Here is a 15128-nt window from a genome sequence, read left to right on the forward strand (position 1 = left end):
GCGCCATGCCATACGTCTCAGCGACTCGACTGACGTTCGGCTTCAGCCCTTGACCAGCTCGCACTGGCTGTCCGCCAGCGGTCGGTAGGCCTCAGCGCCGGGAATGGTGCGGATCACGTCATAGACGTCCCACTCGCCTTGGGACTCGGCGGGCGTCTTGACCTTGACCAGGTACATGTCGTGCACCATGCGCCCATCGGCACGGATGGTGCCGTTGTTGGCGAACATGTCATTGACCGGCGTCTCGCCCATCTTCGCCCGTACGGTGGCGGTGTCATCACTGCCGGTGGCTGCCACCGCATTCAGGTAATGCAGGGTGCTTGAGTAGATGCCGGCCTGGACCATGGTCGGCATGCGCGCATTGCGCTCGTGATAGCGCTGGGACCAGGCACGCGTCTCGTCATTGAGGTCCCAGTACCAGCCGGTGGTGAGCTGCAGCCCCTGCGCGACCTCAAGCCCCAGCGCGTGCACGTCGTTGAGGAAGATCAACAGCCCGGCCAGCGACTGCCCCGACTGCACCACGCCGAACTGACTCGCCGTGGTCAACGCATTGACGGTGTCCGCCCCGGCGTTGGCCAGCCCGACGATCTTGGCGCCGGAACCCTGCGCCTGCAGGATGTAGGAGGAGAAATCACTGGTCGGGAACGGATGACGCACCTTGCCGACGATGCTCCCGCCGTTCTCGGTCACCACCTTTTCCACATCCCCTTCCAGGGCATGACCGAAGGCATAATCCGCAGTCAGCAGGAACCAGCTGTCGCCGCCTTCATCGACGATGGCCTTGGCCGTGCCGTGCGCCAGCGGATAGGTGTCATACACCCAGTGGACATGATTGGGCGTGCAATGCTCATTGGTGATGCTGGAGGCCGCCGAGCCGGAGACGATTCCCAGCGTGTCCTGTTCGGCGAGAATCCGCGTCACCGCGATACTTACCGATGAGGCCACCAGGCCTGCGACCATGTCGACATTCTGCTGATCGATCCAGCCGCGCACCGTATTGGCACCGACATCGGCGCTGTTGCGGTCATCGGCACTCAATACCTCGATCGGCATGCCGTTGACGCTGCCGCCGAAGTCCTCGACCGCCATCTTGAGCGCATCCAGGCCGCCCGGGCCTGCCAGGTCACGATAGGTACCCGACATGTCGGCCAGATAGCCGATCTTGATCACGCCGTCACTGATATCGGCCTGCGCGATTCCCGCCGACAGCAGTGACCCCATCATGAGCGCGGACAGCGGCCACAGGCGCCGGCGTGTGGCCGCCGTGATGCGGCGTGACAACGGTGATGCGACAGGGGTGGCGTTGGATGAAACGGTGGCGTGCATGACATCTCCAGACCGGTTTACCCGGCAATATTGTGATTGTTGTGGTGAGACGTACGGACTTCAGATTGGCGAGCGCAACGGCGGTGCATGGCGGCAAGCCCGGTGCAGCTCAGCCCGACCGGGAGTTCAGACCCCCAGTACCTTGTGCAGATATTCGTGGCGTGCCGGCAGCTCAGCGGCGGAGATCTCCTCAAGAATGGTGCCGTGCTCCATCAGGTAATGGCGGTCGGCCAGTGGTGCGGCAAAGCGGAAATTCTGCTCGACCAGCACGATGGTCATGCCGCGCGCCTTCAGCAGCATCAGCACCTCACCCAGCTTCTGATTGATGACCGGCGCGAGACCCTCGGTGATCTCATCCAGCAACAGCAGGTCGGCCCCGGTTCTCAGGATGCGCGCCAGCGCCAGCATCTGCTGCTCGCCACCGGAGAGGCGCGTGCCCTGGCTGTTGCGCCGCTCATGCAGATTGGGAAACAGCGCGTAGAGCTCATCCAGCGACATGCCCTGATTCTGACCCTGACCCTGACCTTGACGCTGGCTCTGGCTCTGGCCATGCCCTGCGCCCTTGACCATCGGTGGCAACAGCAGGTTTTCCTCGACGCTCAGACTCGAGAAGATGCCACGCTCCTCGGGGCAGTAGCCCACACCGAGATGGGCGATGTGATGCGGGGCCAGCTTCATGGTGTCGCGACCCTTGAGAAAGATCCCGCCACTGCGCCGGCCGACCATGTTCATGATCGCGCGCAGCGTGCTGCTGCGGCCGGCACCATTGCGACCCAGCAAGGTCACCAGCTCGCCGCGCCGCACCGTCATGTTGACGCCATGCAGCACATGGGACTCGCCATACCAGGCGTTCAGCTCGCGCAGACAGAGCTGCTCTTGCGGCGTGGCGGAGTCACTCGCAGAGGCCTGACGCTTGGCCGGGCTTTCCAGAATCTCGGTCATGAAACTTCCTCGCGCTGATCCGCTGTGACATCGGTCACCTCGCTGCCCAGATACGCCTCGCGCACCTCGGGGTCGGCCGATACGCTGGCGTAGTCGCCTTCCGCCAGCACGCGTCCGCGCGCCAGCACACTGATGCGGTCACACAGACGACTGACCACGCTCAGGTTGTGCTCGACCATCAGCACCGTGCGCCCACGTGCCGCGACGCGAATCAGCTCGACCACACGGTCTACATCCTCGGCGCCCATGCCCTGGGTCGGTTCATCCAGCAGCATCACCGTCGGCTCCAGTGCCAGCGTGGTGGCGAGCTCCAGCGCACGCTTGCGGCCATAGGGCAGACTGGCCGTCACTCGGTTGGCGTCCTCGCGCAGCCCCACCTCTTCCAGCAGATGCAGCGCCTGCTCATTGAGGCTGTCGAGGCTGCGCTCGGACTTCCAGAAGTGAAACGAGGTGCCCTGTGAGCGCTGCAGTGCCACCCGCACATTCTCGAGCACCGTCATCTGCGCGAAGACCGCGGATATCTGGAAGGAACGCACCAGCCCGAGACGCGCGATCTCATGCGAGCGCATGCGGGTGATCGACTTGCCACGATAGAGAATCTCGCCACGGGTCGCGGGCAGGAACCGGGTCAGCAGGTTGAAGACCGTGGTCTTGCCTGCGCCATTCGGTCCGATGAGCGCATGGATGTGGCCTTCCTGAATCTGCAGATCGACATCATCGACGGCGGTGAAACCACGAAAACCCTTGCTCAGGCCACGTGTCTCGAGAATGGGCGCCGTGGCAGAGGCACCTCCACTGGCGCGCGGTCCCTGAATGGGAGGTGATGGCATGTCGGGTCTCCGTCCCTGTCCGGCAAGCCGGCAGTGTCTGTGCGACAAGGCTGAGTGAAGTGGCGCTGGCGCCGCCCGACAGGGGCGTTGCACTTAGCGCAATTAACGTTAACGTAAACTAGAACACTGCCACTCACGCTGCCAGCCTCATCCCACGTCACTCGACCAATAGCCGATATATCAGTTTCTGCTTGATCATCGACAGGCGCGAAATATCGGGCATGGCGATGCCAGCGGCAGGTGATTGCCGCCAGGGCACGCGCAAGGGGACGATTCCTTGCCAGATATCAGGCGTCGGGTGGTGACGGTCGGTGAAAGAGACGCACAAAAAAGACGCCATCCCGGTCACGGAAATCCGTGCCGAGAGGCGTCAATGAGGGTTGCCGAGCACATGATCTCTGGCCGGAGACCATGCGTTAGCCTCCGAAGATGGCAAGACTTCAGAAGAGAAAAGAGAGCGTCGGAACAGGGAGCCGCATCAGCACTCGATGGCGTTGACGGCGAGCCCGCCCTTGGAGGTTTCCTTGTACTTGTCCTGCATGTCGCGGCCGGTGTCGCGCATGGTGCGGATCGCCTTGTCCAGCGAGACGAAATGATCCCCATCGCCACACATCGCCATCTGGGCGGCGTTGATCGCCTTGACCGAGGCAATCGCATTGCGCTCGATGCAGGGAATCTGCACCAGGCCGCCGATCGGGTCACAGGTCAGCCCCAGGTTATGCTCGAGACCGATTTCCGCGGCGTTCTCGACCTGCTCCGGCGTCGCGCCCATCAGCTCGGCAAGGCCGGCCGCCGCCATCGCGCAGGCGGAGCCCACCTCGCCCTGACAGCCGACTTCCGCTCCGGAGATGGACGCGTTCTTCTTGCACAGGATGCCCACCGAGGCCGCCGTGAGCAGGAAGTCGACCACATCCTCCTCGCGCGCATCCTCCTGGAATTTCATGTAATAGCTGAGCACCGCCGGAATGATGCCCGCCGCGCCATTGGTCGGCGCGGTGACCATGCGACCACCAGCGGCATTCTCTTCATTGACCGCCAGCGCGAACAGGTTGACCCAATCCATCGCCGAGAAGGTCGAGGTGATGATCGACTTGCTGGATTCCACATCCAGAAGACGCGCGTGTAGCCGCTTGGCACGCCGCTTGACGTTGAGCCCACCGGGCAGAATGCCCTCATGGCTGAGGCCGTTGTCGATGCATTCGTTCATCACCTCCCAGATGCGCCACAGACCGCGACGCACCTGAGCTTCGCTGCGCAACGAGCACTCATTGGCCATCATCAGCTCACTGATGCGCATCTTGTGCATGCGACACAGCGCCAGCAGCTCATTGGCGGTATTGAACTCATAGGGAAGGCGCAGGGTTTCGTCTTCCAGCAACGGATCACGCGCCGCTTCCACCTCATCGACCACGAAGCCGCCGCCTACCGAGTAGTAGACATTGCGGTACAGCTCCTCACGGTAGCCATGCGCCACCAGACGCATGGCATTCGGGTGATAGGGCAAGGGCTCGTCGTGCCACTGCATGTCGCGCACCCACACGAAGGGCACCGCGATGCGGTTGTCGAGCAGCAGCGTCTGGGATTCCAGCAGCTCCTCGACGCAGGGCTCGATGATGGTCGGGTCGATGGTCTCGGGCAGCTCGCCCATCAACCCGAGGATGGCAGCCTTGTCGGTGCCATGCCCGACACCGGTCGCGGACAGCGAGCCATGCAGCTGCACCTCGATGCGCGCCACACGCTCGAGCAGATCCCTTGCGCGCAGCGTTTCCACGAATTGTGCGGCAGCGCGCATCGGGCCCACGGTATGCGAGCTGGACGGACCGACACCGACCTTGAAGAGATCAAATACGCTGATGGACATGACGACACCTCATCTCGAGTTCCCGCCGAGCCAGTGGCCGTGCGAGTGAATGACGCCATGATGAGGGAGGGGGACCACAGTCACAAACCATAAAAATTGCCCATGGCTTTAGTTTTACTAAACCATACGAGACAAAAACGGCGTAGACTGTGTCATAAGCGTCATCCCTGTTCAGTCAGCATCCATCTGTCGTCTCTTGCCAGCACGAGTTCCAGCATGCCCAAGCCCTCCGACTCGCCACTCGCCACGCCTCACCCCATCAGCCCACGCCATCTCAATGGCCAGACCCACGCCTGGCTTCAGGTATTCGCCTGCGCGGCGCGCCACGCCTCCTTCACGCGTGCCGCCGAGGAACTGCATGTCACCACGGGTGCAGTCAGCCAGCAGATCAAGCAACTGGAGGAGCGGCTGGGCTTCAAGCTGTTTCTACGCCGTTCACGCGGGCTGGAACTGACGGGGGAAGGTGCGCGTCTGGCACGCGTGGTGGAGCAGTCCTACGGCGCAGTGGGGCTGGAGGTCAAGCGGCTGCGCAGCGGCCTGATGAGCGGCGTGCTGCGCTTGCGCTCGGTGCCGTCTTTCCTCTCGAAATGGCTGGCACCACGCCTGCCCCGCCTGCAGGCACGCTTCCCGGACATCGAGCTGCACGTACGTGCCGAGGACAGTGACTCACCCTTGCGCGAGGGGGATTTCGAGCTGGCGGTCGACCTCAACGATGGCCACTACCCCGGCATGCAGGTCACGGAGCTGATGGAAGAAGAGATCTTCCCCGTCTGCCACCCCGGCCTGATGCGCGGCCGCCCCCCACTGCGCAATGCTCAGGATCTCGCCTGGTACCCCCTCCTGCATGACGTTACTGCGTGGCGCGGCAGCCACGACCATGCCGAATGGGAATTCTACCTGGCGAGCATCGGCGCACCGGAGGTCAACGTTCAGCGTGGCTATACCTTCAATCGCAATCATCTCTCGATGGAAGCGGCCATCGCCGGCATGGGCGTCGCCATGGCAAGACGCACCCTGATCACCCATGAACTGAACAGCGGCATCCTGATTGCCCCGTTCGCGGAGCGCGTGCTGACCGGCAAGCGTTACGTCATCGTCCATCCCCACGGCACTCTGGACGATGGCCGTATCCAGGCCGTGCATGACTGGATCGTCGAAGAGGCCGAGCGCGACCGACTGAGACAGGGATGAGTGATTGATGACGCGACATCGATGCTCAAATGGCACCTCACAGTTTTCTTAAGGCAATATTAACCCGCCACCTTTGCATCGTTATAATGAGCAGGCAAACGACACCCTCACCCTGACAGGCAGTCCATGGACTGTCCGGAGAGTCCCTTGTCTCGCCTGACCTCACAGACACGACACCACCATACCGTCCCGCTGCCCATCAGCGCCGAACAGCCTCTTTATGGTCGCAAGCCGACCTCGCTGTTCATGCAGGCCTGCCTGCGCCTGGCCATCTATGCCCCCGTGGTGGCAGCGATGATGTCGCTGGTAATGCATGATGCCCATCACTTCGGCGATGTCGGCTTCAGCGAAGCCAGCTGGACGGAACACATGCAGAGCACCCTGCTGGCGCTGAGTGCCGCCACCATGTGGCTGGTACATTCACGCCTGCCGGATCTGCGCACCGTCAGCCTGCTGCTGTTCGGCCTGTTCGCAGCGTCATTGATCCGTGAACAGGACGCCATGCTCGATGGCATGCTCGGTGATGGCAGCTGGCAGATCCTGGTCAGCGTGGTCGCGATTCCGGTCATCATCGGCGTATGGCGCCATCGCACCCGCTTCGTGGCCGAGTTCGAACACTTCGGTCGCAGCTTCGCCTTCGGATTGTTTGGCGCCGGCTTCCTGGCCACCTATGTCTTCTCGCGCCTCTATGGTCGCTCGGAGTTCTGGGAAACCCTGATGGGCAGCGCCTACCTGCGCTCGGTCAAGAATGCTGCCGAGGAAGTCACCGAACTGTTCGGCTACACCTTGATGGCGATCGCCGTGGCCGAAATCGTGCTGCTGGCCATTCGCATGGGTCGCCAGCGCCGTGCCCGACTGCGCGAACTCGACGCCGCACTCTGACGCACATCGCTCGAGTCCCTCTCCAGCGCCGCTGGAACCCCGAGAATCCCGCACGTTCGTGATACCGAAGAAGCCGCTGCTCACCATGAGCCGCGGCTTTTTTTTCGGCCCTTGCCCGGCACCATCCCTCCGTCCGGGGATGAGAATGCCTGGACATCAAATGAGAATGATTATATTTTACTAAGCAGTGGATATCCTACAACTATCACCACTGCTCAGGAAAGACACCGACAAGACCCCGACCGTGTCATGCCCTCACCTTCAAGGAGCCTCACATGCGCTGGTTCAACAGCTACCGCCTGCACGGTCATAGTCTTGCCCCCCGCCTCCCGCAGCACAGTCTGGTCATCAGCATGCGCTGGCCTGGACACTGGCCCTTGGCACCGGGTACCACCATCGTGGTGGAACACCCGACGCTGGGACGGCTGATCAAGCATGTAGATCGCATCGACCACCACGGCCGCCTCTGGCTGTACGGAGAGCACCCCGATGGCTTGAGCAGTGAGCAGATGGGCCCGGTGTCCCGCCAGTGCGTCAAGGGACGCGTCATCTTCAGCGTGGCCGCGACCTCATCCTCGCATCAGCTGGGGCATGGAGCCTGACGGCACCACCACTCAGCGCATCGCAAGACGATCATGTCCGCCTGCCATCCACGCCATTCACTCGCGACCAGAAACGACAACGCCCGCCTCCCATTCGCATGGGGGCGGGCGTTGTGCTGTCAGCGGGGCCAGCGGCTGAACCGTGGCTCCGAACGCTTCAGATCACTCTTCCATGAAGGAACGCAGTGACTCGGAGCGTGACGGGTGACGCAGCTTGCGCAGCGCTTTCGCTTCGATCTGACGGATACGCTCACGGGTGACATCGAACTGCTTGCCGACTTCCTCGAGGGTGTGGTCGGTGTTCATGTCGATACCGAAACGCATGCGCAGCACCTTGGCTTCACGTGCGGTCAGGCCGGACAGGATGCCGCGGGTCGCTTCGATCAGACCTTCGCCGGTGGCGGAGTCGATCGGCGAGACCATGGTGCCGTCCTCGATGAAGTCACCCAGGTGCGAATCATCGTCGTCACCGATCGGCGTCTCCATGGAGATGGGCTCCTTGGCGATCTTGAGCACGCGACGCACCTTGTCTTCCGGCATCTCGAGGCGTTCACCCAGCTCTTCCGGCGTCGGCTCGCGACCCATTTCCTGCAGCATCTGACGCGAGACACGGTTCAGCTTGTTGATGGTCTCGATCATGTGCACCGGAATACGGATGGTGCGCGCCTGATCCGCGATGGAGCGCGTGATCGCCTGACGGATCCACCAGGTGGCGTAGGTCGAGAACTTGTAACCACGACGGTACTCGAACTTGTCCACGGCCTTCATCAGGCCGATGTTGCCTTCCTGGATGAGATCCAGGAACTGCAGGCCACGATTGGTGTACTTCTTGGCGATGGAGATGACCAGACGCAGGTTGGCCTCGACCATTTCCTTCTTGGCACGCCGCGCCTTGGCTTCACCGATCGACAGGCGACGATTGACTTCCTTGAGCTCGCTGACCGGCAGCTGGACCATGTCCTGCTCGAAGGCGATCTTGCGCTGGGCACGCAGCACGTCGGCACGGAACGGCTCGAGCTTGTCGGCGTACTTCTTGCTGCCGCCGATGAAGCTGTCGAACCAATCCATGTCGGACTCGTGGCCCGGGAAGGCCTTGATGAAGCTCTTGCGAGGCACCTTGCCGCGCTTGACGAAGATCTGCAGGATGACCTTTTCCTGCTCGCGCACCTGCTCGACGGACACGCGAACCTGACCGACGAGGCGCTCGAAGTGCTTGGGCACCAGCTTGATCGGCGAGAACAGCTCGGCAAGACGCTCCTGCTCGGCCTTGGCCTCAGGAGAACCTGAACCGTACTTCTCGATGGCGGCCTTGGTCAGATCATTCTGCTCGCGAATCTGCTCGAAGCGCACGCGTGCAAGCTCAGGGTCCGGACCACCCTCGGAAGCGGAGTCGTCCTCGTCGTCGTCCTCGCCTTCAGACTCCTCGCCTTCCTCGACTTCCTCGACTTCCTCGACCTCGACTTCAGCGACACCCGGTACGCCTTCATCCGGATCGATGAAACCGGAGAACAGGTCGGACAGACGTCCGCCGTCCTCGCCGAGCGTGCCATCGTAGGCTTCGAGAATGGAGTCGACCGCTCCCGGCAGGAAGGCCAGAGACGACATGACCTCACGCGTGCCTTCCTCGATCCGCTTGGCGATCTTGATCTCGCCTTCACGGGTCAGGAGTTCGACGGTACCCATTTCACGCATGTACATGCGGACCGGGTCGGTCGTGCGTCCCACATCGCTTTCCACCGCGGCGAGAGCAGCGACGGCTTCTTCGGCGGCGGACTCGTCAGTGGAGGAATCAGACATCATCAAGGTATCGGCATCAGGCGCTTCTTCAGCGACCTTGATGCCCATATCGTTGATCATGCTGATGATGTCTTCCACCTGTTCTGGATCAGCGATATCCTCGGGCAGGTGATCGTTGACCTCGGCATAGGTCAGGTAACCCTGTTCCTTGCCGCGCGCGATCAACTCCTTGAGACGCGACTGCTGCTGCGCATTACCAGCCATAGAACCCCTAATCTCGACGAAGAAGAATGAAGCACCTGGACGCGACGCTGCTCAGCGAGTAAGCGCCGGTTAGGGACGAAGAGAGCATCAAGCGCACCAGTATAGCGTGCCATCGGGAGATGCTGCCAGCGGCGTATTTGCCGGACCATCCAGGTGTGTTAGCGTTATCGGTTACGTTGCGGCAGTCCGCATCGGGAACTACCCCATTAGATAGTGTGTGTGAGAGCGTCTTTCAAGGTCAGCCAACGCTTTTTCATCCGCGAGGACGGCCCATCTCCCACATGCGGTCACCGAAAGGCTCCGTGAGCTTCAGCGCCGCGTTGCCAGCTGCATCAGCAGGGCCATCAGCCGCTGCTTCTCCTCAGCCGACAGCTTCTCGCCCTGCTTTTCCTTGGCCAGCAAGGCCTGGTATTCCGCCTCGGGTGACGTGCGCGCCAGCTGATGCTGGCAATGCTCCACCAGCCCCTTCAGCTCCTCGCTGCGCACTTCACGCGGGATGAGCAGCTCACGCGCGGCCAACTGCTCGAGGCGCGGCCCCTGAGCAGTGCCCAGAAAGTGCGCCAGCAGCACCTGAGGCGAACGATACTGGCCAGCCTTGAGCAATCTCACCACCTCGACCAGCAGACGGACATCCTCACTGTCTGCCGGCTCGCCGGCGCCTTCGATCCATTCATCGCTGGCCGGCAGCTCCGCCACCAGCTGCGGCTCATGCACCAGAAGGTGCAGCAGGCGCGTCAGCATGCTGACCGAGTGACGCGGTGACGTCTTGCGCGCCGCGCCATGCGAGGCAGCGCCCGGACGAGACCGCCCACCCGAGGCACCACCAGCCTCCGGGGGTGGCGCCCAGTCCTCCGGCTGCCAGCCCTCTGCATCCTGCTCACCGAAGCCGGCATCTGCCATCGCATCCAGCGATGACCAGTCGCCACCCTGCGGTTCATTCAGACTGCCACCTTCCAGGCGATTCCCCGCCGGAGCGGCGGAGTGCGACTGGCGCAGCTGCTGATGCTGCCGGAGACGCGCCTGCTGGGCATCACGCGCCGCGGCACGCTCCACCAGCATGGCATCCAGCCGCTCACGCTCCAGGCCACTGCGGCGCTCCAGCTCCTTGAGCAGCAGTGAACGCAGCACCCCCTCGGGCACCCGGGAGATCCATTCCAGCGCCTGGGTCACGAAGCGCTCCAGCTGCTCCATGCGCTTGAGGTCGCGCCCTTCCGCCGCCTGCTCGAACAGGAATTCGGAGAGCCCCGAGGCGCAGGTCACCCGCTTCTCGAAGGCTTCCTGCCCTTCACTGCGCACCAGCGAATCCGGGTCTTCACCCTCAGGCAGGAACAGGAAACGTGCCTGGCGGCCATCGATCATAACGTCCAGCACCGTCTCCAGTGCCCGGCGCGCGGCCTGACGGCCAGCCTTGTCACCGTCGAAGCAGAACACCACTTCATCGACCAGCCGATAGAGGCGCTTGAGGTGCTCCTCACTGGTCGCGGTGCCCAGGGTGGCGCAGGCATTGCGAATGCCATACTGCGCCAGCGCCACGACGTCCATGTAGCCCTCGACGATCAGCATGCGCTCAAGCTTGCGATTCGCCTCGCGGGCCTCATACAGGCCGTAGAGCTCACGCCCCTTGTGGAAGACAGGCGTCTCGGGGGAATTCAGGTATTTGGGTTTCGCATCGCCCATCACGCGACCACCGAAGGCGATGGTGCGCCCCTTCCAGTCACGGATCGGGAACATCACGCGATCGCGGAAGCGGTCATAGCGCCGCCCACTCTCCTCGTGATGGATCAGCAGGCCGTACTCGATCTGCACCTCTTCGCTGACACCCAGCTTGCTCAGATGGTGCTTGAGATGTTCCCAGCCCTGGGGCGCAAAGCCGATACCGAAATCGCGCATCACCTCACGCGACAGCCCACGCCCCTCAAGATACTCACGGGCGGGCTGTGCGGCAGGTTCCGTCAGGCGCTGGCGATAGAAGTCAGCCGCCGCCTCAAGCAGATTGACACCCTCTTCACGGGCCTGCTCGCGGCGCTGGCGCTCACGACGTTCATGGGGGCTCTGATTGCCGCCTTCACGGGGCACCTCGAGCGCCAGACGCGAGGCAAGCTGCTCGACCGCTTCCGGAAACGGCAGACGATCGAATTCCATCAGAAACTTGAGGGCACTGCCGCTCGCCCCGCATCCGAAGCAGTGATAGAACTGCTTGTCCGGAATGACGTTGAACGAGGGAGAGTTTTCCTGATGGAAGGGGCACAGGCCGACATAGCTCTTGCCAGCCTTCTTCAACTGGACACGCTCACCTACCACCTCGACCACATCGGTACGGGCCAGCAGATCGTCTATGAAGCCTTGCGGGATGAGACCAGCCATGGTTCGCCAGAAGTCATGGAAAAACGGACTGACCCCAACGCAGTGAGTCGACATCACGCCAACGGGCGATCACATCGACGACAGCGCTCGGGTCAGGCCATCCCTCGAGAAACAGCAACGTGTGCAGTGAACTGACACACGACTCGGGAACAAACGGATCACCAGAGACAAAAACAAGCGGCCACCGTGAGGCAGCCGCTTGGTGTCCTTCCAGAGAGCAGTGGATCACTCCCCAAAAGTACGGATCAGTAGAGACGCTCGAAACGCTTGCGCTCACGCTGAACCTTCTTGGCGTGGCGCTTTACAGCGGCCGCCTGCTGACGCTTGCGAACAGCGGTCGGCTTCTCGTAGTGCTCACGACGACGCACTTCGGAAAGAACACCGGCTTTTTCGCAGGAGCGCTTGAAACGGCGCAGGGCGACGTCGAACGGCTCGTTGTCACGTACTTTAACTGAAGGCATTAAACACTCACCTACCTTGAGATCATGAGTTCGGTTTGAACGCACATCCGGTGCAGCCACTCCTCAGGAGCCACCAGCCAGCGACGGTAAACCGCCACCTGCAGGTCGATCCAGCATCAATCAGTCGCCTGCGACACCACCGGTGAGGGTAGCCGTCGCTGGCTGGAATCATGATTCGGGGAGCTTTTGCGGGGTGGTCGGATGCACGACCCAGTCTTGCAGAGTGCCATATTCTAGACACCCGTCCCCGCCTTTGCAAACGCGGAAACCGGAAATCGTCTCTCGCATAACGCCAGCTGGCGCGACACCCGTGCTCACAGCCAGTAGAATATCGCGCATTCACGGCACCCTCGCCTCTCGGGCTCGCTCAGGCAGCCTCGCTGGCCGTGCCGCCCTCTACTTCTGATATTTCCTGAGAGTCAGCCATGCGTGTGCTCGGCATCGAGACTTCCTGCGACGAGACCGGCGTCGCCATCTACGACACGGACCAGGGCCTGCTTGCAGACGCCCTCTACAGCCAGATCGCCATGCACGCCGAATTCGGCGGTGTGGTGCCGGAGCTGGCCTCTCGCGATCATACCCGCAAGTTGCTGCCGTTGATCCAGCAGGTGATGGACGAGGCGAATCTGAAAGCCGCTGACATCGATGCCATCACCTATACCGCAGGCCCGGGGCTGGTGGGCGCCTTGATGGTCGGCGCCTCGACGGCCCATGGCCTGGCCAGAGCCTGGCAGATTCCGGTGCTCGGGGTGCATCACATGGAAGGCCACCTGCTGGCCCCGATGCTGGAAGACGACGCACCGGAATTCCCCTTCGTGGCGCTGCTGGTCTCCGGTGGTCACACACAGCTGGTGGCGGTACGCGGGCTGGGCGAGTACGAGCTGCTGGGCGAGTCCGTGGATGATGCCGCAGGCGAGGCCTTCGACAAGGCCGCCAAGATGCTGGAACTGCCCTACCCCGGCGGCCCGCAGGTTGCCAAGCTGGCCGAGCAGGGCGATCCGAAGCGCTACCGCTTCCCGCGCCCGATGACGGATCGCCCCGGACTGGATTTCAGCTTCTCGGGCCTCAAGACCCACACCATGGTCACCCTCAAGAAGGCAAAGGCCAGTGGCGAGCCGGACGAACAGCATCGCGCCGACATCGCGCGCGCCTTCGAGGAAGCCGTGGTCGACACCCTGGTCATCAAGTGCCGCCGCGCGCTGGATCAGACCGGTCTCAAGCGTCTGGTCGTGGCGGGCGGCGTCAGTGCCAATACCCGCCTGCGCGAGCGCCTGAGCCATGAACTGGCCAAGCGCAACGCCCGCGCCTACTATCCGCGCGGTCGCTTCTGTACCGACAATGGCGCCATGATCGCCTACGTGGGTGCACAACGACTGAACGCCGGTGAGCAGGACACTGGCCCGATGAAGGCCGTACCACGCTGGCCTCTCGATAGCCTGTCCGCGCCGCAGGGGCATCACGACTGATCACTGCCGCTCCCGGCGCGTCTCGGCGGCCGTGAAAAGGCGTAGCTGCGATGAAACGGCTACGATGAAAACGGCTCCGATGAAAACAGCAACGCCCTGCCGGGCTACCCGGCAGGGCGTTCGTGCTTCATGTGGCGCAGGTCATGGCTCGAGCGTCATTCAGCGCCGTGATCAGACCGCGCAGAGTGCCGCCTCATCACGGCGCGACGCCGGTGCGGGAGATCCTCCGACAACGCCAGCTGAACTCCACCGGCCACAAGGGCTGCGACTCGGCATGCCCATGCTCGACGAATGACTGCCACAGGCTGGCATAGTCGACCCCACGCACCGGGTGGCGCTGCTCGGCGAAGGCTTCCGCCAGTGGCAGCAGCACGAAGGCATTGCGATCAACTTCCTCGCGCGGCAGCAGGACACCGTCGATCTCGCCGGTCAGCTCACCGACCGTCAGGATGTCGATATCCAGCGTACGCGGACTGAACTTGGGGCTGCCCTCGAGGCGTCCGTTGGCGAACTCGACCTGCTTGCACCAGGCTTGCAGCTCACCGACGCTCCAGTCACTGTGGAATCCCGCCACCAGATTGTAGAAATTGCGCCCGTCGACGAACCCCACCGGCTCGCTTTCGTAGACGGAAGACAGCGTGAGCTCCCCGAAGGTCGCCTCCAGGGCATCCAGGCAGACTCGCACGTGATGATCACGCTCGATGTTGCTGCCGATGGAGACAAGCACCAGGGTCATGCGCTGACATCCACGAGCGTGCCACGCTCGATGCGCACGCCCACCGCTTGCGCCTCCGGGACCGCCCCCGGCTTGCGCACCGTCATCCTGAGCCAGGGAATCCCGAATTCTTCCCGCAGCAGCGCGGCGAGACGCTCAGCGAAGGTCTCCACCAGCTCGAACTGGCTGTCGTCTGCGTAGGTCTGGATCCGAGCGCTGATGGCAGCATAATCAAGGGTATGCGTCAGATCATCCCCGGCCGCGGCAGGACGGATGTCCGTCGCCATCTCCAGATCGATCACCAGACGCTGGCGAATGGTACGCTCCCAGTCATAGACTCCTATCACGGTCTCAACTGCCAGAGCCTCGATCAGCACACGATCCATGGCGTTACCTCTATGCTTGTCGGATGAACCAGTAAAACGACGCTGCCAAAGGCCCCGCCATCATGCCCGAGATTCTACTGCACCCAGCCCCTGCTTGGCCA

General features: G+C 62.7%; 13 protein-coding genes. 4 read left to right on the forward strand and 9 right to left on the reverse strand.

Annotated elements, in window-relative coordinates; all coding sequences use genetic code 11:
• Positions 1–42: 42 nt before the first annotated feature.
• The 4 genes from BOH68_RS15165 to BOH68_RS15180 form a co-directional block, all read right to left on the reverse strand.
• Positions 43–1224, reverse strand: coding sequence for an ABC transporter substrate-binding protein (locus BOH68_RS15165; RefSeq protein ID WP_103751461.1), 1182 nt, complete (start codon positions 1222–1224; stop codon positions 43–45).
• Positions 1225–1452: 228 nt separating this feature from the next.
• Positions 1453–2268 (reverse strand): ABC transporter ATP-binding protein, encoded by an 816-nt coding sequence (locus BOH68_RS15170; RefSeq protein WP_077378131.1) that lies wholly within the window; start codon positions 2266–2268, stop codon positions 1453–1455.
• Positions 2265–3098 carry an ABC transporter ATP-binding protein gene (locus BOH68_RS15175; protein ID WP_077378128.1) on the reverse strand — a complete coding sequence of 278 codons (834 nt, stop codon included), beginning with the start codon at positions 3096–3098 and terminating at the stop codon, positions 2265–2267. The genes BOH68_RS15170 and BOH68_RS15175 overlap by 4 nt, the downstream gene beginning before the upstream one ends.
• Positions 3099–3576: 478 nt before the next feature.
• Positions 3577–4959, reverse strand: coding sequence for an L-serine ammonia-lyase (locus BOH68_RS15180; protein WP_077378125.1), 1383 nt, complete (start codon positions 4957–4959; stop codon positions 3577–3579).
• A gap of 216 nt (positions 4960–5175) precedes the next feature.
• Here BOH68_RS15180 and BOH68_RS15185 point away from each other — a divergent pair, with 216 nt between their 5' ends.
• The 3 genes from BOH68_RS15185 (at position 5176) to BOH68_RS15195 (ending at position 7634) form a co-directional block, all read left to right on the forward strand.
• Complete coding sequence (locus tag BOH68_RS15185) at positions 5176–6150, forward strand: LysR substrate-binding domain-containing protein (RefSeq protein ID WP_077378122.1); 975 nt, start codon at positions 5176–5178, stop codon at positions 6148–6150.
• Between the two features lie 147 nt (positions 6151–6297).
• On the forward strand, positions 6298–7032 hold the full coding sequence (locus BOH68_RS15190; protein WP_103751455.1) for a hypothetical protein: 735 nt from the start codon (positions 6298–6300) through the stop codon (positions 7030–7032).
• 275 nt (positions 7033–7307) lie between these two features.
• Complete coding sequence (locus tag BOH68_RS15195) at positions 7308–7634, forward strand: S24/S26 family peptidase (protein ID WP_077378119.1); 327 nt, start codon at positions 7308–7310, stop codon at positions 7632–7634.
• A gap of 162 nt (positions 7635–7796) precedes the next feature.
• On the opposite strand, the gene rpoD is transcribed toward BOH68_RS15195, so the two are convergent.
• The 3 genes from rpoD to rpsU all read right to left on the reverse strand — a co-directional run bounded on the left by rpoD (position 7797) and on the right by rpsU (position 12460).
• Positions 7797–9635 (reverse strand): RNA polymerase sigma factor RpoD, encoded by a 1839-nt coding sequence (gene rpoD, locus BOH68_RS15200; RefSeq protein ID WP_077378116.1) that lies wholly within the window; start codon positions 9633–9635, stop codon positions 7797–7799.
• A gap of 309 nt (positions 9636–9944) precedes the next feature.
• Positions 9945–11999 carry a DNA primase gene (dnaG, locus tag BOH68_RS15205; RefSeq protein ID WP_077378113.1) on the reverse strand — a complete coding sequence of 685 codons (2055 nt, stop codon included), beginning with the start codon at positions 11997–11999 and terminating at the stop codon, positions 9945–9947.
• A 245-nt stretch (positions 12000–12244) separates the two neighbouring features.
• Positions 12245–12460 carry a 30S ribosomal protein S21 gene (gene rpsU / locus BOH68_RS15210; protein WP_024951433.1) on the reverse strand — a complete coding sequence of 72 codons (216 nt, stop codon included), beginning with the start codon at positions 12458–12460 and terminating at the stop codon, positions 12245–12247.
• A gap of 425 nt (positions 12461–12885) precedes the next feature.
• Here rpsU and tsaD point away from each other — a divergent pair, with 425 nt between their 5' ends.
• Positions 12886–13926, forward strand: a complete 1041-nt coding sequence (gene tsaD, locus BOH68_RS15215) for a tRNA (adenosine(37)-N6)-threonylcarbamoyltransferase complex transferase subunit TsaD (RefSeq protein ID WP_077378110.1) — start codon at positions 12886–12888, stop codon at positions 13924–13926.
• Between the two features lie 196 nt (positions 13927–14122).
• On the opposite strand, the gene folK is transcribed toward tsaD, so the two are convergent.
• Together folK and folB are read right to left on the reverse strand one after the other, a co-directional pair.
• Entirely contained in the window at positions 14123–14662 is a 540-nt protein-coding gene (gene folK, locus BOH68_RS15220) for a 2-amino-4-hydroxy-6-hydroxymethyldihydropteridine diphosphokinase (protein WP_077378107.1), read from the reverse strand.
• The gene (folB, locus tag BOH68_RS15225) at positions 14659–15027 is read right to left on the reverse strand and encodes a dihydroneopterin aldolase (RefSeq protein ID WP_077378104.1); all 369 of its coding nucleotides are present in this window, start codon (positions 15025–15027) and stop codon (positions 14659–14661) included. Before folB ends, folK begins: the two co-directional genes overlap by 4 nt.
• Positions 15028–15128 lie beyond the last annotated feature (101 nt).

Origin of the sequence: Cobetia sp. MM1IDA2H-1 (assembly GCF_002916775.2) — a bacterium.
GTDB lineage: Bacteria > Pseudomonadota > Gammaproteobacteria > Pseudomonadales > Halomonadaceae > Cobetia > Cobetia marina.